At 59.9% G+C, this 25,374-nt stretch carries 24 protein-coding genes; 15 read left to right on the top strand and 9 right to left on the bottom strand.

Annotated elements, in window-relative coordinates:
* Genes C6558_RS06310 through C6558_RS06290 form a run of 5 tightly spaced genes read right to left on the bottom strand, consistent with a single transcriptional unit; the run spans position 1 to position 6,489 of the window.
* Positions 1–1,461 carry an amidase gene (locus C6558_RS06310; RefSeq protein WP_057207156.1) on the bottom strand — a complete coding sequence of 487 codons (1,461 nt, stop codon included), beginning with the start codon at positions 1,459–1,461 and terminating at the stop codon, positions 1–3.
* Positions 1,448–3,103, bottom strand: coding sequence for an ABC transporter ATP-binding protein (locus tag C6558_RS06305; RefSeq protein WP_107026992.1), 1,656 nt, complete (start codon positions 3,101–3,103; stop codon positions 1,448–1,450). Before C6558_RS06305 ends, C6558_RS06310 begins: the two co-directional genes overlap by 14 nt.
* Positions 3,100–3,951, bottom strand: coding sequence for an ABC transporter permease (locus C6558_RS06300; protein WP_107026991.1), 852 nt, complete (start codon positions 3,949–3,951; stop codon positions 3,100–3,102). The genes C6558_RS06305 and C6558_RS06300 overlap by 4 nt, the downstream gene beginning before the upstream one ends.
* Before the next feature lie 9 nt (positions 3,952–3,960).
* Entirely contained in the window at positions 3,961–4,899 is a 939-nt protein-coding gene (locus C6558_RS06295) for an ABC transporter permease (RefSeq protein ID WP_107026990.1), read from the bottom strand.
* Positions 4,900–4,959: 60 nt separating this feature from the next.
* Complete coding sequence (locus tag C6558_RS06290) at positions 4,960–6,489, bottom strand: ABC transporter substrate-binding protein (RefSeq protein WP_057220074.1); 1,530 nt, start codon at positions 6,487–6,489, stop codon at positions 4,960–4,962.
* A gap of 384 nt (positions 6,490–6,873) precedes the next feature.
* Here C6558_RS06290 and C6558_RS06285 point away from each other — a divergent pair, with 384 nt between their 5' ends.
* The 6 genes from C6558_RS06285 (at position 6,874) to C6558_RS06260 (ending at position 13,113) form a co-directional block, all read left to right on the top strand.
* Positions 6,874–7,500 (top strand): helix-turn-helix domain-containing protein, encoded by a 627-nt coding sequence (locus C6558_RS06285; protein WP_158268920.1) that lies wholly within the window; start codon positions 6,874–6,876, stop codon positions 7,498–7,500.
* 380 nt (positions 7,501–7,880) lie between these two features.
* Positions 7,881–9,467 carry an ABC transporter substrate-binding protein gene (locus C6558_RS06280; protein ID WP_057207159.1) on the top strand — a complete coding sequence of 529 codons (1,587 nt, stop codon included), beginning with the start codon at positions 7,881–7,883 and terminating at the stop codon, positions 9,465–9,467.
* An 87-nt stretch (positions 9,468–9,554) separates the two neighbouring features.
* Complete coding sequence (locus C6558_RS06275) at positions 9,555–10,604, top strand: ABC transporter permease (RefSeq protein ID WP_245449130.1); 1,050 nt, start codon at positions 9,555–9,557, stop codon at positions 10,602–10,604.
* A gap of 9 nt (positions 10,605–10,613) precedes the next feature.
* Positions 10,614–11,516 carry an ABC transporter permease gene (locus C6558_RS06270; protein ID WP_057207161.1) on the top strand — a complete coding sequence of 301 codons (903 nt, stop codon included), beginning with the start codon at positions 10,614–10,616 and terminating at the stop codon, positions 11,514–11,516.
* Complete coding sequence (locus tag C6558_RS06265; protein ID WP_057207162.1) at positions 11,513–12,364, top strand: ABC transporter ATP-binding protein; 852 nt, start codon at positions 11,513–11,515, stop codon at positions 12,362–12,364. The genes C6558_RS06270 and C6558_RS06265 overlap by 4 nt, the downstream gene beginning before the upstream one ends.
* Positions 12,361–13,113 carry an ABC transporter ATP-binding protein gene (locus tag C6558_RS06260; RefSeq protein WP_057207163.1) on the top strand — a complete coding sequence of 251 codons (753 nt, stop codon included), beginning with the start codon at positions 12,361–12,363 and terminating at the stop codon, positions 13,111–13,113. The genes C6558_RS06265 and C6558_RS06260 overlap by 4 nt, the downstream gene beginning before the upstream one ends.
* Before the next feature lie 41 nt (positions 13,114–13,154).
* Here C6558_RS06260 and C6558_RS06255 read toward each other — a convergent pair whose 3' ends face one another.
* Positions 13,155–13,625, bottom strand: coding sequence for a hypothetical protein (locus C6558_RS06255; protein WP_107026988.1), 471 nt, complete (start codon positions 13,623–13,625; stop codon positions 13,155–13,157).
* A 60-nt stretch (positions 13,626–13,685) separates the two neighbouring features.
* Between C6558_RS06255 and C6558_RS06250 the strand changes: the two genes are divergently transcribed.
* Entirely contained in the window at positions 13,686–13,982 is a 297-nt protein-coding gene (locus C6558_RS06250) for a hypothetical protein (protein ID WP_025430290.1), read from the top strand.
* On the opposite strand, the gene C6558_RS41540 is transcribed toward C6558_RS06250, so the two are convergent.
* Positions 13,962–14,279, bottom strand: coding sequence for a hypothetical protein (locus tag C6558_RS41540; RefSeq protein ID WP_371412237.1), 318 nt, complete (start codon positions 14,277–14,279; stop codon positions 13,962–13,964). The genes C6558_RS06250 and C6558_RS41540 overlap by 21 nt on opposite strands.
* Before the next feature lie 7 nt (positions 14,280–14,286).
* The gene (locus C6558_RS06245) at positions 14,287–15,309 is read right to left on the bottom strand and encodes a LacI family DNA-binding transcriptional regulator (protein WP_057226324.1); all 1,023 of its coding nucleotides are present in this window, start codon (positions 15,307–15,309) and stop codon (positions 14,287–14,289) included.
* A 275-nt stretch (positions 15,310–15,584) separates the two neighbouring features.
* Here C6558_RS06245 and C6558_RS06240 point away from each other — a divergent pair, with 275 nt between their 5' ends.
* From C6558_RS06240 to C6558_RS06210, 7 genes are all read left to right on the top strand, one after another.
* A complete protein-coding gene (locus C6558_RS06240) occupies positions 15,585–16,922 on the top strand; it encodes an ABC transporter substrate-binding protein (protein WP_107026987.1) in 1,338 nt (445 codons plus the stop codon).
* Between the two features lie 101 nt (positions 16,923–17,023).
* Entirely contained in the window at positions 17,024–17,971 is a 948-nt protein-coding gene (locus C6558_RS06235) for a carbohydrate ABC transporter permease (protein ID WP_025430287.1), read from the top strand.
* Positions 17,968–18,909 (top strand): carbohydrate ABC transporter permease, encoded by a 942-nt coding sequence (locus tag C6558_RS06230; RefSeq protein ID WP_025430286.1) that lies wholly within the window; start codon positions 17,968–17,970, stop codon positions 18,907–18,909. The genes C6558_RS06235 and C6558_RS06230 overlap by 4 nt, the downstream gene beginning before the upstream one ends.
* Positions 18,906–19,094 carry a hypothetical protein gene (locus C6558_RS06225; protein ID WP_025430285.1) on the top strand — a complete coding sequence of 63 codons (189 nt, stop codon included), beginning with the start codon at positions 18,906–18,908 and terminating at the stop codon, positions 19,092–19,094. Before C6558_RS06230 ends, C6558_RS06225 begins: the two co-directional genes overlap by 4 nt.
* A gap of 3 nt (positions 19,095–19,097) precedes the next feature.
* Positions 19,098–20,195 (top strand): ABC transporter ATP-binding protein, encoded by a 1,098-nt coding sequence (locus C6558_RS06220; RefSeq protein WP_057216945.1) that lies wholly within the window; start codon positions 19,098–19,100, stop codon positions 20,193–20,195.
* The gene (locus tag C6558_RS06215) at positions 20,188–21,183 is read left to right on the top strand and encodes an ABC transporter ATP-binding protein (RefSeq protein WP_107026986.1); all 996 of its coding nucleotides are present in this window, start codon (positions 20,188–20,190) and stop codon (positions 21,181–21,183) included. The genes C6558_RS06220 and C6558_RS06215 overlap by 8 nt, the downstream gene beginning before the upstream one ends.
* 12 nt (positions 21,184–21,195) lie before the next feature.
* A complete protein-coding gene (locus tag C6558_RS06210; RefSeq protein WP_107026985.1) occupies positions 21,196–22,815 on the top strand; it encodes a dihydroxyacetone kinase subunit DhaK in 1,620 nt (539 codons plus the stop codon).
* Positions 22,816–23,106: 291 nt separating this feature from the next.
* Here C6558_RS06210 and C6558_RS06205 read toward each other — a convergent pair whose 3' ends face one another.
* Entirely contained in the window at positions 23,107–23,997 is an 891-nt protein-coding gene (locus C6558_RS06205) for a LysR family transcriptional regulator (protein ID WP_199196977.1), read from the bottom strand.
* Positions 23,998–24,210: 213 nt separating this feature from the next.
* Between C6558_RS06205 and C6558_RS06200 the strand changes: the two genes are divergently transcribed.
* Positions 24,211–25,368 (top strand): aldo/keto reductase, encoded by a 1,158-nt coding sequence (locus C6558_RS06200; protein ID WP_107026983.1) that lies wholly within the window; start codon positions 24,211–24,213, stop codon positions 25,366–25,368.
* The last annotated feature ends 6 nt before the right edge of the window (positions 25,369–25,374 follow it).

Genomic DNA, 25,374 nt, shown 5'->3' with positions numbered 1-25,374 from the left:
TCACTCCCGCATGCTACCTGCAAAGACAGGGGGAAATCCTTGCCCCCATATGCCGTTGTTACGATCCAGACCTTCTTCGAGCTGGCGTCCGACAGCAAGCAGCAAGTCCTCGCGCCCGAACCGGGCCACCAGCTGGCTGCCGATAGGGATTCCGCCTGAGGATGTTCCCGTCGGAAGCGAGATTGCTGGCTGACCAGTACCATTGAAAAGAGCTGTAAACGTTTCCTTCGGTTCGAGGTCGGCGAAGACATCGTCCGCATCGATTTCCGGCCGCGCGGGGTCAAATGTCCCCACGATCTCCGGCAGAATGGCGCTGGTCGGCGTCAAGAGGAGATCGTATTGATTGAAGAAGCGGCCGATTTGGCGCGTCACATCGTCATAAGTGGCAAGCGCACCGATCAGTTCCGCGCCGCTAAGCGTCGTTCCGTAGCGATGCAAGGCCAGGACAGTGGTGCCAACAGTTTCAGGGCCGAGCTTCCTTTGCATGTGTTCTGCAATTTTCGACAATCCCGAAGCGCTATCGGCTGCCCAGATGATTTTCTGTGCATGGAGAAACGCGGCGTAGTCGAATTCTGGCCGCGCTTCCACGACGTGATGACCAAGGGCAGCTAACAGTCCCGCCGTCATTCTTACAGCGTTCACGACTTCGGGATCACATTGGAACCCCGACCAGGAGTCTGTGCAGAGTGCGATGCGCAAGCCCTTCGGCGGACGCTGAATTGTCTCGCTATAGCTGCTGGTCGGCCTGCAAATCTCGTATCCATCCCCAGCGTCAGGGCCATTGGATAGATCCAGCAGGAGGGCCGTGTCGCGAATTGATCTTGTCAACATGAATGCCGTGGCGAGTCCCAGAAGCGGAGCGTTGGCGCGTGGAGATCCGGTAATGCGCCCGCGTGAGGGTTTGAGCCCGATCAGTCCACAGAAGGAGGCGGGATTGCGGATCGATCCGCCACCGTCGCTGCCCTGCGCGAATGGCACAATGCCCGCTGCAACTGCCGCGGCCGCACCGCCGCTTGACCCCGCGACGCCGCGCTTGGGATCCCATGGATTAGAGGTGTTGCCGTAGAGCAGCGTTTCTGTCGTTGCGGCCACGCCGAACTCCGAGCTGGTCGTACGGCCGACATTGACCAGGCCCGCGTTTCTAAGTCGTTCCCAATAAACGGCGTCCTGCGTCGCCCGGTTTCCCTCAGCAAGCCGACTGCCGAACTCGGCAGGGCGCCCCGCCTCGACCGGAAAGTCCTTTGTCAGTGTCGGGATCCCGTAGAACGGGCCCGGGCCCGGCTTCTCCGGAAGGCAATCCAAGGCGTCGGAGTACAGTTCTATGACGGCATTGATCTTTGAGTTCACTGCCGCCACCGAGCTCGTAATGCACCGCCCCAAATCTCTCGGGCTTACGTCACCCTTTGCCAAGAGTTGCGCAAGGCCGACGCCATCGTAGGTGACGTACTCATCGAGGCGCATGGCACATTCCTTGTCTTGCATGGGGCTTTAGGTGGGTGACTGAACCGACAAGCTCGCGGGTGTAGCTATCTTGTGGCTTGTTCAGGACCTGTTGTGTCGGGCCGCTCTCAACGATCCTGCCTCCCTTAAAGACATAGACCCGTTGGCAAATGCTGTTGACGACGCCGAGATCGTGGGAAATGTAGAGCAATGCGAGTTGCCGCTCGCGCTGAAGTCTGCCCAGGAGTTCCAGGATTTGTGCCTGTGTTGTCACGTCCAAAGCGGACGTGATTTCGTCTGCGATCAACAATTCTGGCTCTAGCGAGAGTGCCCTGGCCAAGCCGACACGCTGGCATTGGCCGCCAGATAGCTGTCGGGGGCGACGCTCTCGCAACGCCCTCGGCAGCTCGACCATCTCCAGAAGGTCGTCTGCGCGCATTAGAGCCGAGCGTCGGTCTGACAGGCCGTGCCTCCATATCGGCTCGGCGACGGCGTCCCGGACACTCATTCGGGGGTTGAGGGAGTCGTACGGATTCTGGAAAACCATTTGCACGCGCCGTTGGAAACGCATGAGCTCCGCGCCGCTCAACTCATGCACATCGCTGCCATCGAAACTGATCGCGCCATTGCTCGGCTTGTTCTGCCGTACAATCGCCCGCGCGAGCGTGCTCTTGCCCGATCCGCTTTCGCCGACGATGCCCACCGTTTCTCCGGCGCTGACCTGAAGATCGACTTCGTTCAGGGCAAGGAATGGGATTCGTTTGGATGCCGAACCGGTTAGGAGATTGCCTCGCGGCACGAACGACACGGAAAGCTTGTCAACGCTGATCAGGGGGATGGACCGCGATGCAGGCGCTGGATCACCGGTGTTGCTCCAGCCGTTTGGCTGCGACGCGATCAGGAGCTGTGTGTAGCTGCTTTTGGGGCGGTTAATGATCTCCTCAGTCGGGCCCTGTTCAACAATTTCTCCGTTGCGCATGACGATCACGCGCGAGCAGGTGCTGGCGATTGCGGCCAGATCATGAGAAATCAGGATGATCGACAAGCCGCGATTTCGGTTCAGATCGCGCAGAAGCTTAAGGATGCGCGCCTGGACAGTAACGTCTAGTGCTGTGGTCGGCTCGTCGGCGATCAGTAGCTTCGGTCCACAGCCGATTGCAGCGGCGATCATGGCCCGCTGTTTCATTCCGCCGGAGAATTCGTGCGGATAAGAACGCGATCGCGCGTGCGCATCTTGGATGCCAACATCCTCAAGCAGTTGGATTGTCCGCCGCTCTCCTTCGCGCTTCGATATTCCCAGATGCCGCACCATCGGTGCTGCGACTTGCTTGCCGATGCGACGGAGCGGGTCGAGATGTGAAGCGGGGTTCTGGAAGATCATACCGAGTTCGCGGCCGCGGATCGAGCACCAGTCAGGCTCGCCAAGTTCGAGGAGGCTTCGCCCCTCCAACCGGACAGCGCCCATTGTTGTTGCTGTTCTGGGAAGAATGCCCATGAGCGCGCGGCACGTGAGGGACTTCCCAGACCCGCTTTCCCCGACGATGCCGAGGATTTCGCCAGCATTGACACTAAACGACACGCCTTTCACAGTCTCGAGGGATCCGAAGGAGATCGACAGGTTTTCAACCTCCATCAATGGTGAGAGCTTGCTTGCCATGCTCATGCGGCCACCTCCCGACGCTGCCATTGGCCGAGACCGTCTCCGAGAAAGGCGAAGCCCAGTCCGAGTGAAATTGCCGCGAGACCTGGGAAGAGGCAGATCCACCATGCTTGCTGGATGAACGCCTGTCCGTCGGCAATGATGACGCCCCATTCTGCGAGCGGCGGCTGAGCGCCCATGCCGAGATAGCCAAAGCTCGCCCCGGCCAGCATGACCAGTACGGCGTCGCTTACGGCATAGGCAATGACTGGTCCGATTGCGTTCGGCAGAACGTGTTGGAAAAGGACCGCTCGTCTCGGGTAGCCGAGGCATTCGGCGGCGCGGACGAATTCGCTTTCGCGAACCGTCAGGACTTCAGCTCTGACAAGACGCGCGTAGCTGACCCAGCCGACGATCGTCAGTGCGATGATAAAATTGACGAGGCCCGGTCCGATCACGCCGACGATAGCCAGAACCAAGACAAAAAATGGAAAGGCGACCGTAAGGTCATAGACCCGCATGAAGACGCTATCGACCATGCCTCCGAAGTAACCGCTGAAGAGCCCGACGATGGTGCCGATTACAAGCGGAGGCAGGACGCCGATGACACAAAGAAACAGGTCCACGCGCGCTGCGTAAATGACACGGGAGAAAACGTCGCGACCTACCTGATCGGTTCCAAACCAATGATCTGCACTGGGCGCTGTCAGCATACTGGCGATGTCGATCGTGTCCGGGTCGTATGGCGCGATCAGGGGAGCGGCCAGGGCGATGAACAACCAGCCGCCAAGAATGGCGATCGCCAGCACCATCATCGGTGAGAGCTGCGTTGCGAATGCAACGATCCCTGATAAAGCAGGTGATTTCAACATTGTGGTACCTCAGAGCCGGATTCGGGGATCGATCAAAGCCGAAACAAGATCGACGGCTAGCGTTATGAATACGGTGGAGAAGGCAAAAACGAGCGTGAGCCCTTGCACCACATAGTAGTCACGGCCGAGGAGTGCGCCGACCATCAGCGAGCCGAGGCCAGGTATAGCGTAGACCGTTTCAACGATGATGGCTCCGCCGATCATGAAGGCGACCATAACGCCCAGAAGGTTGAGCGTCGGAAGAACGGCGTTGGGCAGGATGGTTTTCCAGAAGATCTCCCGCTCGCTTGCACCTTGAGCACGCGCCGCGGTTACGAAGTCGGCCGTGGTCTTTTCGATCAGCGCAGCGCGGAGACTCTGGGTCAGCACCGGAACAAGCCAGATCGCCGTCGACATCGCAGGCAGAAACAAATGGTGCAGATGCTCGGCAAAGGTCTCGCCGTAGCCTGAAACAGGAAACCATCCCAACGAAACACCGAAGAAGCGCGACATCATGATACCCAGCCAGAAAACCGGAATGGTGAGGCCGATGATGCCGATGATCCGAATGGTCTGGTCGGCGGCACCTCCTGGTTCGCGGGCGCTGGCGATCGCCAACGCAATTGTTGGCGGAACGGCCAGTGTCACGACGTAACCCGTAAGGAACAAGGTTGGCCACATGAACTGCAAAATGAGTTCGCTTACCGGCCGCTGGAATCGCAATGATTGACCGATGTCACCTCCAAGTAGATTGATGGTGTAGGTCAGGTACTGCCGCCAGAGTGGCTGATCCAAACCATAGTGCGAACGAATGGCCGCGATCGTTTCGGGGCTCGCACGGTCGCCTGCAAGGAGACGGGCGGGATCGCCGGGCGCGAGGTGCAGCAGCAGGAAGGTGACGATGCTGATCCCGACCATCACGGCAAGCAACTGCAGCATGCGCCGCGATATGAGTGACAGAAAGTTCAATCTGGTTCCTCCGGTGAGAGGGAAGGGCAGCACACCAAAGCGCCGCCGCCCTGATCTCATCTACTTGGCGACCGTCGTATCTTCGAGGGTCCACTGGAGGGAGGGGGTAAGCTTGATGCCTTCGAGGTTCTTCGAGTAGGCGACCGCGTTCGGCGCATAGAACAGAGGAATCTGAGACACCTCTTCGGTCGTGATCCTCTGGATCTCCTTATAGATCTCCGCTCGCTTCTGGAGATCGGTCTCCATGGTGCCCTGCGCAACCAACTCGTCGACCTTCGGGTTGGCGTAGAAGGTGTTGTAGGAGTTGGAGCCGCAAGTGCCGCAGACTGCCCAGCGAACAGCCAGATCGGGATCGGGCGTCTCGTTATACCACCAGTTTGCCGCCGCATCGTAGTCGCCCTTGGCGGTTGCATCCCACCAAGCGCCGGAGTCAACGTTTACAATGACTGGCTTCAGTCCGATGGCCTGCCACTGTGCCTGCAACAGCAACGCCATCTGCTGCTCGGTCGCGCCCGATGTGGCGAGGATCTTCACCTCGTGTCCGGACATTCCAGACTCAATCAGTAACTGCTTTGCCTTCGCAGAATCAAAGGGGATGCCAGGGTTGTCCTTGTCGTGGAAATCGATACTGCCTGGCAGGGTCGTGTTGGCGGGTTCTGCGTAACCCCGCGTAATCGCTTTTGCCATTGCTTTGTTGTCAATCGCATAGGCTGCGGCCTGCCTTGCCTTCATGTTTGAAAACGGCTCGCGCTTGTGGTTCATCAACGTCATATAGATCGTGGTCGAAGGTTCGAGCCGCATATCAATGCTGTCCGTTGCCTTCAGGTCATCAATCTGCGCCCACGGTACTGCGCGCACCACTTCAGCCTCGCCGGCCTTCAACATCGCCGCTCGCGTCTCAGGAGAGGCAACTTCTTTCAGTTCGACGATCGCGTCCGATTTTGGATAGCCGCTGCGCCAATAGTGCTCATTGGGTTGCAGCACGAGCTTATCATTCGGCTTCCATTCCTTGACGGCGTACGGGCCCGATGTCACTGGCGCGCTGCTGAAAGCCTTCTCCGCGCCCTGAGCCTCGACGTCAGCCTTGGAAACAATCCCCATGTTCCAAATTTCGAGATTGCCCAGGAATGGTGCGAACGCAGACTTCAGTCTAATCACCACCGTCTTGGGGTCAGATGCCGTGATGGTCACCACTGCACCGAGCGGGGCGGGATAGGCTGACTGCTTGTCATCGTGGATGCGCGACAGACTGAACACGACGTCATCGGCCGTGATGGTTGTGCCATTCGAGAACTTTGCGTCCCGCAAGCGAAATGTATAAGTGCGGCCATCCTCCGAAATATCCCAGCTTTCAGCCAGTCCTGCTTCAAGTTCGCCGTTTGCGGTGTTGCGCTGCACAAGGCGCGCATAGAGTTGGCCGTATGTCTCGATGTTGCCCGCCGCGGCAGAGCGCAACGGGTCGAGCGTCGTGGTCTTGTACGGGGATACGATCCTGATGAGTTCGGAAGCCGACGCCGGATGAACGGCCAAGACCGAAGCGCCTAGATATAAAGTTGCCGCAACGAGCGGTAGTCTTGTTGCTGTTCCCATTTCCGCGCCTCCAGCGTCGATTGTTTTTGGTGGTAGTCGGGCTTGTTCGGGTGAGAGTATGTTAGTAATCCAACATTGGTCAATATGAACGATAAAAAAATATCAAATCTTGCGATGAACAGGCATTCAGTAGACTGAACGAGAGCGCGTGTTGGGACCGTTCCACCGCCCAAAGCCGCTGAGCAAAAGGCTGTTACGGCGCGCGCGCATGGGTCGCGGGGAGTGATCGGCTGTTAGCCCAGGCGCCTGTCTTGTTGGCATGAAACCTGCCCGAAATCCCGCGTGAATGATTGTCGAATGCGGCCACATGTCGTTTTGGCTTGCGCAGGTGACTTTAGTGAAGCTAAAGTTTTTCCTCAAATCAGGACAAAGCGGAAAGACGATATGAGCTTCGACGAACGGGTGACGCGGCAGAAGGGCGACGGGCAGTTCCTCATTTCTCCACAATTTCCGCCCGCCGTTTCACTTGGCCGCGCGCTTCGGCAAAGGCGCAAGGAGATCGGCAAGACGATGCGACAGGTCGCGTTTGAGGTTGGGCTCAGCGAGGGCTTCATCAGCCAGATCGAGCGCGGTCTTTCGACGCCGTCGCTGATTTCGCTCTACAACCTTGCCTCTGCCCTCGGCGCCAGCGTGGAGGCCTTTCTGCAGCAGGTGCCACATCCCACCTATTCCATGGTCTCGCATGCCAGCGAACGGCACGGTTACAGCATCGAGGCGGAGGAGCGGGTATATCAACTGTTGCGGCGCGGCTTTCCCGATGCTCGGCTCAACAGCTGCATCACGCACATGCCACCCGGCTATGTCTCCGAGTTGACGCGTCACGAAGGTGAGGATTTCCTGTATCTGATCGAGGGCGAGATGCTCTACGAGATCGGTGACAGGCAATACCGACTGACGGCGGGGGACACGCTGCACTTTCCCGCCTCGCTGCCGCATCGCGCCTGCAATGTCGGTCCCGGCGAGGCGAGGGAACTATGGGTCGGAACGACGCGGATCATACCGGAGCGGTGACTGGCCCTTACTGCATGTTTCCTGAAATCCTGTTCGATTTAAAAACATGCGGCAATTCAAAGTGCTACAGCGACCTTTGCGCCTCTAATAAGACGCGCGGCGCTGTAGGTGGTCGTTTCGAGATTGTTTCAGACGAAATTCTCACGAAGGCGATTGACAAGCGACCATCATAAACTTTAGCCTGACTAAAGTATCGGAACGGGAGGTGGAGGTCGCCCGATCCGGTAAACGCTGCCTTGCCGGTTCCATGCCTCGTGACAGGGCCAGCCCGCAAGGTGGGACGATCAAGGCCCGTGCAGCTGCGCGGGAATGCAATTCCAGAACAATAACACGGGAGCAGGCGGCACCAGGTGAAATCCTGGCCGGCTGAAGGAGGAAACATGCGCGTACAAAGACTGGTAAGCGGAGCGATGGTGGCGCTGGCGCTGGCGACGACTCATGCGCTGGCCGAAACGCCGAAGAACACGCTCGTCGTGGCCGACACCATCGACGACATCATCACGCTCGATCCTGGTGAAGTATCGGAACTCGGCGGCGTTCTCGCCGCGAACCAGATTTATCAGCCGCTGGTGAGCGTCGCGCCCGACGATTCCAGCAAGATCATCGGCGTGCTCGCCGAAACGTGGACGGCCTCGCCCGACGGCAAGACCTATACGTTCAAGATGCGCCCGGGGCTGAAGTTCGCCTCCGGCAATCCGGTGACGGCGAAGGATGCGGAATATTCGCTGCGCCGCGTGGTCCAGATGAAGTCGCGCTCAGCCTTCATCCTTACCCAGTTCGGCTTCACGCCGGAAAACGCCAACGAACGCATCAAGGCGACCGACGACATGACGCTGGTCATCGAGATCGGCGACACCTATGCACCCTCGTTCCTCTACTACTGCCTGTCTTCCTATGTGGGCGGCATCGTCGATTCCAAGCTTGTGCAGGAGCACGAGGTCAGCGGCGACTTCGGCAATGCATGGCTGAAGGCCGAAAATTCCGCCGGCTCTGGCCCCTATGTGCTGACGCGCTGGGAGCCGAAGCAATCGATCCTACTGACCCGCAACCCGAACTATGCCGGCGAAACCGGTGGGCTGGAGCGCATCTTCCTCCAGCACATTCCGGAAAGCGCGGCCCAGCGCCTGCTGCTCGAAAAGGGTGACATCGACATCGCCAACAAACTCGGCCCCGATGATTTCGGCGCGCTGGAGGACAATGCGGATGTCGGCTTCGTCGACGGCCGTTCGGGCACGATCTACTACATGGGTCTGAATGTGCGGAACGAGTATCTGGCCAAGCCCAAGGTCGTCGAGGCACTGAAGTATCTCGTGGACTATCAAGGTATCGTCGACACGATCTCACGCGGCACGATGGAGGTGCACCAGACGCTGGTGCCGAAGGGCTTCCTCGGTGCGATCGACTACAACCCCTACAAGCCGGACATCGAGAAGGCCAAGAAGCTGCTCGGCGAGGCCGGCGTTTCCGGCGAGTTCACGCTGGATTCCGTCGTCTGGAACACGCCGCCCTACACGGACTTTGCACAGGCCATCCAGGCGACCATGGCGCAGGCCGGCGTCAAGCTCAATCTGGAGGTGGTCGATGGCCAGCAATGGCTGGAGCGCTACCGCTCGGCAAGCCTCGACATCTGGTTCGGCCTGTGGGGACCTGACTATCCCGACCCGCATTCCAACGCCAAGGCTTTCGCCGTCAACAAGAAGGACGCGCCGGATGGCTCCACCGGTCTCGCCGACCGTTTCGGCTGGGATGCCGGAAAACTGTCGCAAGATGCGATGGCGGCTGTTCGCGAGCAGGATACGGTGAAGCGGCAGGCCATGTATCAGGCCATGCAGAAGGCCCATACCGACACTTCGCCCTTCCTCTACATGTTCCAGCAAGTCCGCAAGGTCGGGGTGCGCAGCTCGGTCAAGGGCCTCGTCCTGGGGCAGACCTTTTCCGACGACCGCTACTGGAACGTGAGCAAGTAAACGTCCGAACAGCACTCGGCCGCGAATGGGATTCGGTCCCGGTTCGCGGCCGAGCGTCGATCGCAAACAATCAAACCGGAGTGGGTCGTGCCGGCAGTTCTCTTCAACCGGGTTCTCGGCTTCACCGGCCGGATCCTTTTCCTGTTCGTGACCGTGGGCATCACCCTGCTCGGCCTCGTGGCGCTCACCTTCTGCATCGGCCGCATGGTGCCGATCGATCCGGTCCTCTCGGTGGTCGGCCAGAAGGCGAGCGAGGAAGTCTACCAGCGCGTCTTCCTCGAAATGGGGCTGGACAAGCCCCTCTGGCAGCAATTCCTTGTCTATGCCGGCAAGCTCGTGCAAGGCGATTTCGGTACGTCGTTCGTCACCAATCGGCCCGTGCTGTCCGACCTTGCCGGCTTCTTCCCGGCAACGCTGGAGCTGGCGACGCTCGGTCTGCTGATTGGCACGCTGGTAGGCGTACCCGTGGGGGTCGCCGCCGCCTACTGGCATGACCGATGGCCGGACTATCTCATACGCTTCGTCGGCCTTATCGGCTATTCCGTGCCGATCTTCTGGCTCGGGCTGGTCGGCCTCTTCGTCTTCTATTCCAGGCTCGACTGGGTGTCGGGACCAGGGCAGATCGACATCTTCTTCCAGGGTATCGTCAAGCCGGTGACGGGTTCGTTGCTGATCGACTCGTTGATTGCCGGCGAATGGGAGGTCTTCGCCAATGCGTGGAGCCATATCGTGCTGCCGGCGGTGCTGCTCGGCTATTACAGCCTCGCCTATATCTCGCGCATGACGCGTTCGATGATGCTCGACCAGTTATCGAGGGAATATGTGCTGACGGCCCGTCTCAAGGGGGCGACGGAGTATCGGACCGTCATGCTCCATGCGCTGCGCAATGCCGCGATCCCGCTCGTGACGGTCATCGCGCTCTCCTATGGCGGCCTGCTCGAGGGTTCGGTGCTCGTCGAGACGGTCTTCGCCTGGCCGGGCATCGGCAACTACATCGCCTCATCGCTCTTCCGGGCTGATGTCAACGCCGTTCTCGGCGGCACGGTGCTTGTCGGCACCGTCTTCATCCTGCTCAACATGATCTCGGACGTGCTGTACCAGATGCTCGATCCGCGCTCCAACCTTCGTCGCCGGTAGGAGGCCACCATGACCGCAACGAACCTTGCCCTTGCCGACAGCCGGCGCCAGCTGCGGCGTGCCCGCGTCGGCGAATTCTGGCAGTTCGCCCGTCGCTTTGCGGGCAATCCGCTCGGCATGCTCGGCCTCGCCATCCTCGGTGTGCTGGTGCTGAGCGCCGTCTTCGCTCCGCTCCTCGCCTCGCACGATCCCTACCTGCCCGATCTCGTGCGGCGTCTCTCGCCGCCAAGCGGCGAGAACTGGCTCGGCACGGACGAGCTGGGGCGCGACATCTTCTCCCGCGTCCTTTTTGGTGCGCGCCTGACCCTTCTGATCGTCGGCCTGGTCGTCGCCACATCGGTCCCCATCGGCCTCGTCATCGGCGCGGTGGCGGGAACGTCCGGCGGCTGGGTCGATGCGGTTTTCATGCGCATAACCGATGTGTTCCTGGCGGTTCCCAAGCTGCTGCTGGCACTCGCCTTCGTCGCCGCGCTCGGCCCCGGCATCGTCAATGCGGCGCTAGCGATCACGCTCACCGCCTGGCCGCCCTATGCGCGGCTGGCACGGGCGGAAGCGCTCGTCGTGCGCGACAGCGACTATGTCAATGCCGTGCGGCTTGCCGGAGGGTCCGAATTCCGCATCGTCTTCTGCCACGTCATTCCCATGTGCCTTTCGTCGGTCATCGTACGCATGACGCTGGACATGGCCGGCATCATTCTGACGGCGGCGGGGCTCGGCTTCATCGGTCTTGGCGCCCAGCCGCCGCTACCGGAATGGGGCGCGATGATCTCGACCGGCCGCAAGTTCATCTTCGACCAGTGGTGGGTGGCAACAATGCCCGGCTTTGCCATCTTCGTCGTCAGCCTCGGGTTCAATCTTCTGGGGGACGCCATGCGCGACCTGCTTGATCCACACCTCAGGAGGCGCGCATGAGCGAGACACTTGTGAACGTAGAAAACCTGCGCGTCGGTTTTGTCGGCGAGGGCGGTGGGATCATCGAAGCGGTCAAGGGCGTGTCATTCAGTGTCGGCCGGGAGAAGCTCGGCATCGTCGGCGAAAGTGGTTCCGGTAAGAGCCTTTCCAGCCGGGCGTTGATGGGCGTGCTGCCCGGCCATGCGCGGGTGTCGGCCGAAGCCATGTCCTTTGCCGGCATCGATCTCCTGACGGCCACGCCGCGGCTGCGCCGTCACTTGCGCGGCAGCCGCATGGGAATGATCCTGCAGGACCCGAAATTCTCGCTCAATCCGGTCATGCGCGTCGGCAAGCAGATCGCGGAAGCCATCCGGCTCGGCGATCGTTCGCTGCCCCGCGCGGCGATACGCAGGAAGGTGCTGGAGGTGCTGGAAGCCGTGCACATCCGTGCGCCGGAGCGGGTGTTCGATCTCTACCCGCACGAGCTTTCCGGCGGCATGGGCCAACGCGTGATGATCGCGATGATGGTGGTGCGCGAACCGGAGCTGCTGATCGCCGACGAGCCCACGTCCGCCCTCGATGTGACGGTGCAGGCCCAGGTGCTGGAGATCATGGAGGAGCTTGTCCAACGCCGCGGGATGGGGTTGATCTTCATCAGTCACGACCTCAACCTCGTCTCGCGCTTCTGCGACCGGGTGCTGGTCATGTATGCCGGTCAGGTCGTCGAAACACTGGATGCGCGACGGATGCACGAAGCGAAGCATCCTTATACACGGGGGCTTATCGCCTGCCTGCCGGCCATCGACGGGCCGCTGACGCCGCTGCCAACCCTGGAGCGGGACGCAAGCTGGAACGAGGTGCGTGCATGATCCGGATCGACAATCTCAGCGTCCATTTCGGCAGCGCGGTGGCCGTCCAAGACCTCAGCCTGTCGGTGGCAGCCGGCGAGAGCTTCGGCCTCGTCGGCGAAAGCGGATCGGGCAAGTCGACCGTGCTGCGCACCCTCATGGGCCTTACGCCCCGCTGGACCGGCGATATCCGCATAGGGGGCATCGACCCGCGCAAGGGGCGACGGCGAGATCTGGTGCATGTGGCGCAGATGGTGTTCCAGGATCCCTACGCCTCACTCCATCCCCGCTACACAATCGGCCGGGCGATCGCCGAGCCGATGTGGATCAACCGCATGTCGGACGTCGACGCCCGCACAGTCGAGCTCCTGGAAATGATCGGCCTGACGGCTGCGCACCGTTTCCGCTTCCCGCACGAGCTGTCCGGCGGCCAGCGGCAGCGCGTGGCGATCGCCCGCGCTCTGTCGCTCTCCCCCCGCTTGCTCCTGCTCGACGAACCGACCTCGGCGCTCGACGTTTCGGTCCAGGCCGAAATCCTCAACCTCCTGAACCGGCTCCGCCGGGAGCTGAACCTGACTTTCGTGATCGTCAGCCACGACCTTGCGGTCATCTCCTACATGTGCGACCGGCTGATGGTGATGCAGAACGCCCGCCCGGTCGAAACGCTGACCCGCGCGCAATTGCGCTCCGGCGATATGCAGCACGACTATACCCGAACCCTGTTCCGGGCGAGCCACCACAGGGCGCAAGGTGCGCTAGCCAACGAATGAGGAGGCGAGCTCCTTGGGCCACGGCTCCTTCCGCGCCTCCCTCAAATCAATCCCAATTCCACAAGGACGGTCGTTGGAAAATTGGCTCTCAATTTCACTAGGTCACCGGCGGCTACGACCATCTCTCCCTCGCTCCAGATATCGTATTCCATCTCTATGCGAATGCCGTCTCGTTCCAGCACCGCCCATGAATGGTCAAGGCCGCCACCCATATCGAGAGACCATCCTTGGTCTCTCAGTGCAAAAATTGCCGCGTACCAGGCGTCTTTGGAAATCGCAAAACAGTGAATTCGATCCGCACCTTCGTCACCCGTGGCCATCATTGACGTCAACTCCGAATGCCCGGTCGACCCTGAAGCGTTATGCGCGGGCAGACTCTCGCCGCGCAAGTGGGCCTCTGAAGGGATAGAGGATTCTCTCTTGATCCTGACACGGGTGTCAATCTGCTGCGGTGCAAAGCTGGACAATATGACCAGCAGAAGCGCCGCGAAAATCGCGGTCCACACCGACATTGCCGATCCAAATCTTTTTCGCGTAGACTCTCTCAAATTCTGGTCGTCGAAAGGGTCGCAATGCGCATTCTTCTGATTTTTGGCGCCCTCATCGTTGGGACGATTGCCGGCATTTACCTGTTCGGAATGATCTGGCGAACCACTGCTCCGGAAGGCGCAATGGCGATGGTCGTTGGAGGAGGCACGCCGGTTCTCCTCGGAACTTTGGCGTTTCTCGGCACGAAGAAGGCTGACGGCCAGCGACCAAGCCTTCTTAGCGCGCAGACATGGTTCGCTGTCCTGGGCATAGCGGCGGCCGCAGCCGGGCTGTTCCTGCTCTTGATTATAGCTGTTTTCCTAGCGGTTCAGCGCGGCTAGGGACCAAGCCCGGCCCACGGGTTTCAAGCAGAAACTCACCAGGAAGCGTCGTCCAGCCCAGTTCTTGGCGTCGATTGGCGACCTTTGTCGCCGGGCGACTACTCCCTGCGTCCGGTCCGGGCAAAGATCAGCTGGGCATTTCGACAGGAGCGAAAGCAAGGCCGGCTTAACATTGAGATTTTCGCGGCCGACCTCTATTTCTTGAAGCAATCCTTGTTCGGCGATCGTCTTCAGATAGGCGGATGCTACCTGTCGCGTTGCGATGTTCGACGCCACAAGAGAGTGGCAGCCTCGCATCCCTCGATCACAAATTCTCCTTGAGCAGGACCTCAATACGGATCTTTTCCTGCGACGCGATCGGCTCGCGCTCATCGGTGCGAGCGCGCATGATGCGTATGGCGCTGCGCACCGCGTGCCCGGGGTCCTGTGCAATAATGGTATCGATCTGGTCGTTGCGGAGAGCTTCTTCGCTGAAGGGCGTGCGTTCGTGGACAACGATGACGATCTTTTGCGCGTCCATACGCTGCCTGATCGCCGTAACAGGCACGCGGCTTTCCGGGCTCATGACATAAGCGGCCCTGATATCCGGATTATGTTCCATGACTTGCCGTATAATCGCTGTCGCCCGCCGTTCATCCCCATAGGTCTCGAGCGACGGCAGGTTCGTCAGGTGAGGGAACTGCTGATTGATGATGCTGTCAAAGCCGCGGCGGCGCTCGATACTGTCGCGCGCCACCATGGTTTCCGCGACGATCATGATCTTGCCGACTTCCCGGCCGAGGAACCGGCCAATGATCTTGCCCGCTGTTGCACCGGCTGCGAAGTTGTCGACGCCAACAAAGTCTGCAGTTTCCAACTTTTCCTGTCCGGACAAAAACTGGACCAGATGAATGCCGCGCAGCATCAGCCGGCTGAGCGCGTCGCGCACCTGTGGTGACTCAGGCGCCATGACGGCGACGCCATCCACCTCTTCGTGTTCGATCGAGGCCAGATGCCGTGAAAGCTGATGCGGATCGTCCGTTGGAATTTGATCGACGGTTATTTCCGTCAACTCGGATTTGAGCGTTTGACTTGCCTCCCGAACACGTTGCAGCAGCTCCAGAAGATATTGATCGCCTTTGCTTGGGAGAACGAAGCGAAAGCGGTAGAGCTTGTTGCGAGCCAGGACAACAGCCGCCGGATTGCGAAAAAAACCAATTCGTTCAATGGCTTCGTTCACTTTTCGTACGGCTCCAGCACTGACATTCGGCCGGTCGTTCAAAACGCGATCGACTGTCGCCAAACTCAATCCGGCTGCTTCCGCCAGGTCTTTCGCCGTCGGTCGCATCATCTTTTTTCACCATCCTCCTGTTGCCGCCCACCGCCTCTTTTCCAACAGCACAAGCGAAAAAGCAAGAAATTGAGGTGCGCACCTCAAAAAAACCTTGCACTGAGGTGCGCACCTCAGTTATATGATTGACAACAGCAGCGGCCAGAGGAGTGCGCCGACGCTGGAGGGGAGGGTCGCTCCAAGGAGGGCGAATCTTCGAGTCTGTCGCAACTCGTTGAGAGCGCGAGGCACGTGCCGATGGAGGTCGGAGTGTCACGCTGGAGGAGATTTCCATGCCAAGTTCATATTTGAAATCGGCGCTTGGCGCCGGTGTCGCAACCGCATTTTTGGCGCTGGGCGCAACGACGCAGGCGCAAGCCGAGGATTTGACGCTGTGCTGGGCTTCCTGGGATCCGGCCAATGCGCTTGTTGCGCTCAGCAAGGACTTCGAAGCCAAGTCCGGCCACAAGATGAGTTTCGAATTCGTGCCGTGGCCGAACTTCGCCGACCGTATGCTCAATGAGCTGAATTCCGGCGGCAAGCTTTGCGACCTGATGATCGGCGACAGCCAGTGGATCGGCGGCGCGGCGGAAAACGGCCAATACGTCAAGCTCAATGACTTCTTTGGCAAGGAAGGCATCAAGATGAGCGATTTCATCCCGGCGACCGTCACAGGTTATGCCGAGTGGCCGAAGGGTTCGCCGAACTACTGGGCGCTGCCTGCCTTCGGTGACGTCGTTGGTTGGAGCTATCGCAAAGATTGGTTCTCTCGCCCTGAACTGCAGGCGGAATTCAAGCAGAAATACGGCCGCGATCTTGCCGTGCCGAAGACGTTCGCAGAACTCAAAGATATCGCCGCGTTTTTCCAGAATCGCGAGATCGACGGCAACAAGGTTTACGGCGCCGCGATCTATACCGAGCGCGGATCCGAGGGCATCACAATGGGCGCGATGGACGTGCTCTACAGCTTTGGCTTCGAATATCAGAATCCGGACAAGCCCTATGAGCTCGAAGGGTTTGTCAATTCAGACAAGTCCGTGAAAGGTCTGGAATTCTACAAGGAGCTCTATAATTGCTGCGCTCCTCCCGGATCGTCCGACGCCTACATGTCCGAGAACATCGACGCTTACAAGTCCGGCCAGGTTGCCCTGCAGATGAACTTCGCCTTCACCTGGCCCGGCATCCATGCCGATCCCAAAGTCGGTGGCGACAAGTCTGGTTACTTCGCAAATCCGGCCGGTCCCGACGGCGTGCAGTTCGCGCAGTTGGGCGGCCAGGGCATCTCCGTAGTCGCAGCATCAGACAAGCAAGATGCTGCCCTTGAATATATCAAATGGTTCGCTCAGCCCGATATCCAGGCCAAATGGTGGCAGCTGGGGGGCTATTCCGCATTGCGCGCGGTCGTTGAAGACCCCGGCTTTGCCACGAGCCAGCCTTACGCGCAGACCTTTCTGGATTCCATGGCAATCGTGAAGGACTTCTGGGCGGAACCGTCCTACGCCTCGCTCCTACAGGCCTCGCAAAAACGCTTCCACAACTACGTCGTCGCCGGTCAGGGCACGGCCAAGGAAGCGCTTGACGGCCTGGCTGCCGATTGGACCGAGATCTTCGACGACGAAGGCAAATACTAGACGCTGACCGCGTACCTCCTCGCGGCTTCAGATGTCTGTGCAGGACCGGCGCTCTTTAGCCGGTCCTGCGAACCAATCTGCTTATGAATTAGGGGACTACTATGCTCGATTCATCGATCGAACGGGCGGCACGCGCAACGCCACCAGTCGTTGCCAAACGCATCCAAGGGCTCTCAGATCGGGCCATTGCCTGGCTTTTCGTGGCACCGTCGATCTTCCTGTTGCTCGCCGTCAACATCTTTCCGTTGATATGGACAATCCGGCTGAGTTTTACCAATTTTCGGGTCAATCGGCCGAATGCCGAGGTCAGTTTCGTCGGGCTCAAGAACTACATCAATATCCTGACAGACTCGGACGTCTGGTTGACGATGCAGGCGACGGCCCATTTCCTGATCTGGACGATCGTCCTCCAGGTTCTGATTGGCTTCGCGCTGGCCTATCTGATCAACAAGAAATTTCGCGGCAACGACATGTGGACGACGATCATCGTGCTGCCGATGATGTTGAGCCCGGCGGTTGTCGGCAACTTCTGGACATTTCTCTACCAGCCGCAGATCGGCCTGTTCAATTACGCCGTGGGGTTCTTGACTGGAGCCGACCCGTCCGCCTTTTCGATGATCGGCGACGTGCCGCTGGCACCGTGGGCCATCGTAATCGTCGATACCTGGATGTGGACGCCTTTCGTCATGCTGATTTGCCTGGCGGGGCTACGGTCCATCCCTGGCAGCATCTATGAAGCGGCGGAATGCGACCGGGCCAGCAAATGGCGGCAGTTCTGGACGATCACAATTCCCCTGGTCCTTCCGTTTCTGATGCTGGCGATCCTCTTCCGCGGCATTGAAAACTTCAAGATGTTCGACCTTGTGGTGCAACTGACGGGCGGCGGTCCCGGGTCGACCACTGAGCTGACGTCCATCAACCTGAAGCGCGAAGCCTTCGAAAAATGGCGCACGGGGTATGCCTCCGCCTACGCGGTCATCCTCTTCGTGACGGTCTTCGGTCTCGCATCGATCTACGTCAAAGCCCTGAACAAGGTGAAACAGAGATGAGCAGCTATTCCGTAACAGAACCTTCGGGTCGCCAGAAATTGTTCGCGGGAACGCTTGTGGTCCTTTACGCCCTGATCACGATCCTGCCGCTCCTGTGGATCATCGGAACAAGCTTCAAGTCGCCCTCCGATGCCATCGCCTATCCGCCCAAAACGTTCTTTTCGCCAACCCTCGAAGGATATGTGAACCTCTTCACCACCCGCACGCGGGCAACGGAAGAGGATGTCAAAGCCCTTGGGGAACCGACGACCTGGTACGACCGCATCGTGCGCAAGGATGGCTTTATCATCGCCGGCCCATCGCGTTTCATGGAACGGTTCTGGAATTCGATCATCATCGGCTTCGGTTCGACGGTGCTGTGCATAGTCTTGGGCACTGCCGCGGCCTACGCCTTCTCCCGCTTCAAGGTACCGCTCAAGGATGACCTGCTGTTCTTCATCCTGTCGACGCGCATGATGCCACCGATTGCCGTGGCGATCCCGATCTTCCTGATGTTCCGCTCGCTTGGCCTCAACGACACCCATCTCGGCATGATCCTGCTCTACACGGCGGTCAACCTGTCGCTGGCGGTCTGGCTGCTTAAGGGCTTTATCGACGAAATCCCGATCGAATACGAGGAAGCGGCGCTGATCGATGGCTACACCCGCTTTCAGGCCTTTTACAAGGTCGTCCTTCCGCAAGCCATGACCGGCATTGCCTCGACAGCGATCTTCTGCCTGATCTTCGCCTGGAACGAATATGCCTTCGCCGTTCTTTTGACCTCGGGCACAGCCCAGACGGCACCACCCTTCATTCCCACGATCATCGGCGTCGGCGGCCAGGACTGGCCGGCCGTGGCAGCGGGTGCAACGTTGTTTCTCGTTCCCGTCATGATTTTCACGATTGTCCTTCGCAAACACCTGTTGCGTGGCATCACATTCGGAGCCGTTCGCAAATGACCGAATTTATCAAAGGGTTGCGCGGGTTCCGGCGCGGCGCATGGGAAATGGTCGCTTCGATCCTCATCGCGCTCGGGGTGTTCATGCTGATGCAGCCGTTCGCACTGTCGATGTTTTCCTACTCGTTCATCGTGACCCTGGTGGGCACTGTCATGTTCATCATCGTCAGCCATTTTCCGGAGTAACCCATGGCACAGATCAGAATTCAGAATGTGCGCAAGGAGTTCGGAGCATTCACTGCCGTCGAGTCCTCCTCGTTCACAGTGGAGGACGGTGAATTCTTCATGCTGCTGGGACCATCGGGTTGCGGCAAGACGACAACGTTGCGAATGATGGCCGGTCTGGAACTGCCGACCAGCGGTGAAATCTTCATCGATGGCGAAGAAGTCGGCATGAAGCCGGCAAGCCAGCGCGACATCGCCTTCGTCTTCCAGATGTTCGCCCTCTATCCGCATATGAATGTACGCAAGAACATTTCCTACCCTCTGCTGAGCCAGGGCATGCCGCGGGCCGAGGTCAAGGCACGCGTGGAAGATGTGGCGCGCATCCTCAAGATCGAGACGATCCTTGACCGCCCGGTCGGCGGATTGTCGGGCGGCGACCGCCAGCGTGTCGCCCTCGGCCGTGCTATCGTGCGCCGCCCAAAGGCGTTTTTCATGGACGAGCCTCTTGGCGCGCTCGATGCGGAGTTCCGCGAGCATATGGCCGAGGAACTGCGTGCACTTCACGACCGGATCGGTGCGACCACTGTCTACGTCACCCACGACCAGCTGGAAGCCATGCAGATGGGCGACAAGATCGTGGTGATGAACCACGGCGTCGTTGAGCAGTTCGGCAAACCGCAGGAAATCTATGACTGGCCGGCAACCAAATTCGTGGCAAAATTCATCGGTTCTCCGGCCATGAACTTCTTCGATTTTGACGGCATGATCGATGCCGGCGGCACTGTCGTCGAGCTTTCGGGGAAGAAGGTCGATGTTCCGTCATCGCGGCAAGGGGCCAAGGGCAAGCTGACTATTGGGGTGAGGCCCGAGCACATCCGCTTTTCCGATTCCTCTGAGTATCGCGGCAGAGTGCTTGCCACGGAATATCTCGGCACCACGCAGATCATTACGCTGGCGACGCCGAACGGCGAGGTCAAGGCGCGTGCGTCCTCGAGGCAGGCTGTCAGATCCGGGGAAGTCATCGGTCTTGAGTTCGATCCCGCCACCCTGACGATATTTGAGGGCGTGAAAGGGCAGGCGCTTCTTTCCGAAGCCAATGAGGGAGTGTTGCGCCATGGCTGACGTCGTTCTTGAAAACGTGACGAAGAAGTTTGGCAATCATACAGCGCTCGACAACGTGTCGCTGACGATACCGAACGGTTCCTTTGTGGTTCTCCTCGGGCCGACGGGCGCCGGAAAAACCACGACACTGCGCATGGTGTCCGGCCTCGATCGCCCCGATAGCGGCAATATCTATTTCGGCGGCCATTCAGTCGAGGGACATTCACCGGCGCAGCGCAACGTCGCCATGGTGTTTCAGCAGTATTCGCTCTATCCGCATCTGACGGTGCGGCAGAACCTCGAGTTCCCGTTGAAATCGCCACTATTGAAGACGCCACGCGACGCGATTGACCGCAAGGTCAATGCGATCGCCGAGGTTCTGCAGATCTCCCACAAACTCGACAACAAGGCGACGGCGCTGTCGGGCGGCGAAATGCAGCGTGTCTCCATTGGCCGCGCGCTCGTTCGCACGCCGCAGATCTATCTCATGGACGAGCCTTTGAGCTCGCTCGACGCCAAGCTCAGGGCCGATTTGCGCGTCGAGCTGAAGAATATCCAGGCCAAGTCCGGCGCCACGCTGCTTTATGTCACCCACGATCAGATCGAGGCAATGACAATGGCAACGCATATCGGCGTGCTTCACGAAGGCCGGCTGGTGCAGTTCGGCGCCCCGCGTGAAGTCTACGAGCATCCGGTGAGCATCTATGCGGCAACAAAGCTCGGCCAGCCCCGCATCAACATTATTCCCGCCGACACTTTTCCCGGCGCACCATCCAGAGCGGCGCACATCGGCTTGCGGCCCGAGCACATCACACAGGGCAGCGGCCAGGAGGCATTGGTCCGGCGGGTCGAGCATCTTGGTGACCAGACCCGTCTTCATCTGTCCTTCAAGAAAAACGACCTCATCACCGTCACCGACGCCCACACCAGGCTGAAAAGTGGCGACACCGTGAAAATTCAGCCGGACGAGCCGCTCTATTTCGACGCGGCCGGCATGCGCTTAGCTTAGAGGAAGGATCACATGGCACAATTCATCAACAAGAGGGAAGACGTCGTCACCGAGGCGATCGACGGCCTGCTGGCGATAAGCGGCGGCGCGCTGGCACGACTCGACGGCTACCCGCATATTCGCGTGGTTCTGCGCAATGATTGGGACAAGTCCAAGGTGGCGCTGGTCTCCGGCGGCGGGGCAGGGCACGAGCCTGCGCATGCGGGCTTCGTCGGGGCGGGCATGTTGACCGCTGCCGTCTGTGGCGACGTCTTTGCCTCGCCCAGTGTCGACGCCGTTCTTGCCGGCATTCTCGCGGTCACCGGTCCAGCCGGCTGCCTTCTGATCGTCAAGAATTATACCGGTGACCGACTGAACTTCGGTCTCGCCGCCGAACGCGCGCGTGCCTTCGGCCTCAATGTCAGCATGGTCATCATCGGCGATGACGTGGCATTACCCGAATTGCCGCAGGCACGCGGTGTCGCAGGCACTCTCTTCGTTCACAAGATTGCAGGAGCGTTGGCCGAGGCCGGTGCGGATCTGGAAACGGTAACGGCGGCTGCCCGGCGCGTGGCCGCCGGATCGAAGAGCATCGGCATGTCCCTCGATACATGTACGGTTCCTGGATCCCCAAAGGAGGACCGCATTCCGGCCCACATGGCCGAACTTGGGCTTGGCATCCATGGGGAGGCCGGTGTCGAGCAAGTCGACTTCATCGACGCTCGACTGGCCATGGAAGCAGCCGTAAGCAAACTTGCAGCGGCCATGGAGGATAGATCCTATGTGGCGCTCATCAACAATCTGGGCGGCACCTCAACGCTGGAAATGTCGGTACTAGCGCACGAACTGATCACGTCCTCGATCGGAGCGCGGATTTCGCACATCGTCGGTCCCGCGTCGATGATGACCTCTCTCGACATGCATGGTTTTTCGGTGTCCGTCTATCCAGCTGACGAAGCGGAAATAGCGGCGCTGAGCGCACCGGTTTCCATGGCGGCATGGCCCGGCGTGTCAAAGGTCAAACCGGTCATCGTCAACATGCTGCCCGACGGCTTGACGCCAATTGCGCCGCTGTCGTCCGAACACAGGGAGACACGCGAGTTCATTGTCAAATGCTGCCGGATCCTGGTTGCAGCCGAGGAAGACCTGAATGCGCTGGATGCCAAGTCGGGCGATGGCGATACCGGCTCGACACTGGCTGGCGCCGCACGCGCCCTGATCAATGCGATCGACCGGCTGCCGCTCTCCGATCATACCCAACTCTACCGGGCGATTGGCCAGGAACTCAGCCAGACGATGGGCGGATCGTCGGGCGTGCTGCTGGCGATCTTCTTCGCCGCAGCCGGCGACGCTGCGTCAAGCGGCCTTCCCATGCGCGATGCGCTGAAGGCAGGACTTGCCCGGATGCAGGAAATCGGCGGTGCGCGTCTCGGCGACCGAACTATGGTCGATGCGCTTTCCCCCGCTCTCGACGCACTCGGCGACGGGGTCCGTTCGGCCGCCCTGGCGGCTCGGGAAGGAGCAAACCTGACGGCGACGCTCCTCAAGGCCAATGCCGGTCGCGCAGCTTATATCAACGCGCGACAACTTGAGGGCCATGTCGATCCGGGCGCGGAGGCCGTCGCCCGGCTGTTCGAACACCTGGCGGCGTGATGCTCGAGCGCATCTGCATTGCAGGTTGCGCTCGCCCAGATCCATGCCGAGGCGGTACTGCGCCGCCTTGGCAGCGGAGATATCGCCCTTGATGGCAACCAAATCCTTGCCGGCTGAGTGCCGAGAAACGGTGGATCGTGCACCGGAAAGGCCTTGGTGCGCCGCACCGGGCCACTTACCTTTGCTACTCTGTCGCGGGCTTCTTCGTTCACTGCCTCGCCATTGCCGGGCTCCGCATGTGCCTGACGCACTACATTGTGACGTGGGCTCCAGGCATCAAGCGCAGTCCGTTCAGCTGCCGCGATACCGCAGAACGTCCACCAGCAATGCGAGAGCAGGCGATTGCTGCCGACGGCTCGGATAATACAGATGATAGCCGGGGAAGGAGGGGCACCAATCCTCCAAAACGCGCACCAGCCGCCCCTCGGCAACATGAGCGAGTACCTGGTCTTCGGGCATATAGGCGACGCCAAGTCCGTCCAAGGCCGAGGACAATCGCATGCTCAGGCTATTGAACACGAGTTGCCCCTCTCCACGCACTTTCACCTCGCGTCCGTCCTTTTCCAGACCCCAAGGGAATAGCCCGCCATAGGTCGGGAGACGGATGTTGATGCAGGTGTGGGCGGTCAGGTCCTGCGGGGTTTGTGGAAGCGGATGCCGCTCGAAATAGGCTGGCGACGCCACGACCGCCATGCGCATATTGGGGCCGATGCGCACTGCAATCATATCCTTGGCGACCTGCTCGCCCATGCGCACCCCGGCATCATAGCCTTCGGCGACGATATCGGTGAGGCCGTAGTCGACGATGATTTCCACCGGGATGTCGGGATAATCAGGGAGAAATCGTTTGAGCGCGGGCTGAAGGATCGAGATCGCGGGATGTTCACCGGCCGTGATGCGAACCGTCCCGGCCGGCTTGTCCCGAAGCTCACCCAAAGCGACCAATTCGGCTTCGATCTCTTCGAAGCGCGGCGCAACCGTTCGCAGCAGGCGCTCGCCGGCTTCCGTCGACGAGACGCTGCGCGTCGTGCGGGTCAAAAGCCGCAGACCCAGTCGCTCCTCGAGATTGCGCATGGTCTGGCTGAGTGCCGACGGTGAGACGCCAAGTTTTGCAGCAGCCCGCGTGAAGCTTTTCTCCCTGGCGATAACCGCAAAGGCGGCGAGATCGTTGAAGTTTTCCATCTGGATTTGTTAGCTCAACTAAAAGGTTCATGCGGATTATGGCATCTAATCGCCATCGGCGTCACGCGCTACCTTGGAACTCAATGGTGCGGGCAGCCGGACACTCGGATCTCTTCCAGCTTTTTCCGGCTGCGTTCGCAACGCACTCGGCCCCGAAACACGACGGTCGATGGGTAACGGTCTGCAAACCGATCACAGGGAAGGACGAAAGACATGACGAATGAGGACACAACGACAATCGGCCGTCGAGGCTTCCTCGGCGCGGCGGGAAGTCTTGCGGTGGCTCCCCTGCTCGCCGGTGCGAGTTCGCCGGCCTTTGCACAGGCAGGGACCGCGGACAGTTCTGCCTCAGTCCAGTCGAGCGATCGGCGAAAGCTTGGAACGCTGGAAGTCTCAAGCGTCGGCCTTGGTGTTCAGAACATGGGCCGGACCTATCAGACGACGATCCCGTCCCGGCTGGAGATGATCAACATCATCCGTGCGGCCCACGAGCGCGGCGTCACCTTTTTTGATACCGCCGAGGCCTATGGCCCGCATGAGTGCGAGCGGATTCTTGGCGAAGCCATCGAACCGTTCCGAGATACCGTCGTGATCACCTCGAAATTCGGATGGAACATCGACCTCCAAACCGGCGAGCGCCGTCCCGGCCTCAACAGTCGTCCGGATCACATCAAGCTTGTGGTTGACGGCATGCTCAAGCGTCTGCGCACGGACCGCATCGACCTTCTCTACCAGCACCGCGTCGATCCGAACGTTCCGATCGAGGATGTCGCTGATGTAGTCAAGGACCTCATGGACCAGGGCAAGGTCCTGCATTGGGGCCTTTCCGAAATGGGGATTAACACATTGCGCCGCGCTCACGCCGCACTTCCCGTGTCGGCCGTCCAGAGCGAGTATTCGATGCTGTGGCGTGGGCCTGAAGATCAAGTGCTTTCGGTCTGCGAGGAACTCGGCATCGGTTTCGTTCCATGGAGCCCGCTTGGTGTCGGTTTCTTGACGGGTGCAATCGACGCGCGGACGCGTTTTGCCCAGGGCGACATCCGCGGGATCGAATCGCGTTTCTCGCCGGAAAACCTGCCGGCGAACCTGGCGCTTGTGACATTGTTGAATGACTGGGCTGACCGGAAGCAGGCGACCCGGGCTCAAATTGCACTTGCGTGGCTGTTGGCGCAAAAGCCGTGGATCGTACCGATCCCTGGGACGACACAGATGCCGCACCTGCTTGAGAATATCGGCGCCACGTCGATCAGCTTCAGCGCCGAAGAGACCACAGAACTCAATGCCGCAGTCTCTGCCATAAAGGTGCGCGGCCAGCGCTTGCCCGATGCCGTTCTGGCCTACTCGGCCGTCGAGGCACCTGAGAAGAAGTAAGGGATA

The organism is Ensifer sp. NM-2 (assembly GCF_003024455.1).
Lineage (GTDB): Bacteria > Pseudomonadota > Alphaproteobacteria > Rhizobiales > Rhizobiaceae > Ensifer > Ensifer canadensis.
Note: the sequence above shows the minus strand (reverse complement) of the source record. Positions and strands in the feature narration are given on the sequence as shown.

What these genes read in the sequence shown, in the direction of transcription:
- C6558_RS06310 (WP_057207156.1), bottom strand. Translation starts at nt 1,461, where the DNA reads ATGCGCCTCGATGAGTACGTCACCTACGATGGCGTCGGCCTTGCGCAA.
- C6558_RS06305 (WP_107026992.1), bottom strand. Translation starts at nt 3,103, where the DNA reads ATGAGCATGGCAAGCAAGCTCTCACCATTGATGGAGGTTGAAAACCTG.
- C6558_RS06300 (WP_107026991.1), bottom strand. Translation starts at nt 3,951, where the DNA reads ATGTTGAAATCACCTGCTTTATCAGGGATCGTTGCATTCGCAACGCAG.
- C6558_RS06290 (WP_057220074.1), bottom strand. Translation starts at nt 6,489, where the DNA reads ATGGGAACAGCAACAAGACTACCGCTCGTTGCGGCAACTTTATATCTA.
- C6558_RS06285 (WP_158268920.1), top strand. Translation starts at nt 6,874, where the DNA reads ATGAGCTTCGACGAACGGGTGACGCGGCAGAAGGGCGACGGGCAGTTC.
- C6558_RS06280 (WP_057207159.1), top strand. Translation starts at nt 7,881, where the DNA reads ATGCGCGTACAAAGACTGGTAAGCGGAGCGATGGTGGCGCTGGCGCTG.
- C6558_RS06270 (WP_057207161.1), top strand. Translation starts at nt 10,614, where the DNA reads ATGACCGCAACGAACCTTGCCCTTGCCGACAGCCGGCGCCAGCTGCGG.
- C6558_RS06265 (WP_057207162.1), top strand. Translation starts at nt 11,513, where the DNA reads ATGAGCGAGACACTTGTGAACGTAGAAAACCTGCGCGTCGGTTTTGTC.
- C6558_RS06260 (WP_057207163.1), top strand. Translation starts at nt 12,361, where the DNA reads ATGATCCGGATCGACAATCTCAGCGTCCATTTCGGCAGCGCGGTGGCC.
- C6558_RS06255 (WP_107026988.1), bottom strand. Translation starts at nt 13,625, where the DNA reads ATGTCGGTGTGGACCGCGATTTTCGCGGCGCTTCTGCTGGTCATATTG.
- C6558_RS06250 (WP_025430290.1), top strand. Translation starts at nt 13,686, where the DNA reads ATGCGCATTCTTCTGATTTTTGGCGCCCTCATCGTTGGGACGATTGCC.
- C6558_RS41540 (WP_371412237.1), bottom strand. Translation starts at nt 14,279, where the DNA reads ATGCGAGGCTGCCACTCTCTTGTGGCGTCGAACATCGCAACGCGACAG.
- C6558_RS06245 (WP_057226324.1), bottom strand. Translation starts at nt 15,309, where the DNA reads ATGCGACCGACGGCGAAAGACCTGGCGGAAGCAGCCGGATTGAGTTTG.
- C6558_RS06240 (WP_107026987.1), top strand. Translation starts at nt 15,585, where the DNA reads ATGCCAAGTTCATATTTGAAATCGGCGCTTGGCGCCGGTGTCGCAACC.
- C6558_RS06235 (WP_025430287.1), top strand. Translation starts at nt 17,024, where the DNA reads ATGCTCGATTCATCGATCGAACGGGCGGCACGCGCAACGCCACCAGTC.
- C6558_RS06230 (WP_025430286.1), top strand. Translation starts at nt 17,968, where the DNA reads ATGAGCAGCTATTCCGTAACAGAACCTTCGGGTCGCCAGAAATTGTTC.
- C6558_RS06225 (WP_025430285.1), top strand. Translation starts at nt 18,906, where the DNA reads ATGACCGAATTTATCAAAGGGTTGCGCGGGTTCCGGCGCGGCGCATGG.
- C6558_RS06220 (WP_057216945.1), top strand. Translation starts at nt 19,098, where the DNA reads ATGGCACAGATCAGAATTCAGAATGTGCGCAAGGAGTTCGGAGCATTC.
- C6558_RS06215 (WP_107026986.1), top strand. Translation starts at nt 20,188, where the DNA reads ATGGCTGACGTCGTTCTTGAAAACGTGACGAAGAAGTTTGGCAATCAT.
- C6558_RS06210 (WP_107026985.1), top strand. Translation starts at nt 21,196, where the DNA reads ATGGCACAATTCATCAACAAGAGGGAAGACGTCGTCACCGAGGCGATC.
- C6558_RS06205 (WP_199196977.1), bottom strand. Translation starts at nt 23,997, where the DNA reads ATGGAAAACTTCAACGATCTCGCCGCCTTTGCGGTTATCGCCAGGGAG.
- C6558_RS06200 (WP_107026983.1), top strand. Translation starts at nt 24,211, where the DNA reads ATGACGAATGAGGACACAACGACAATCGGCCGTCGAGGCTTCCTCGGC.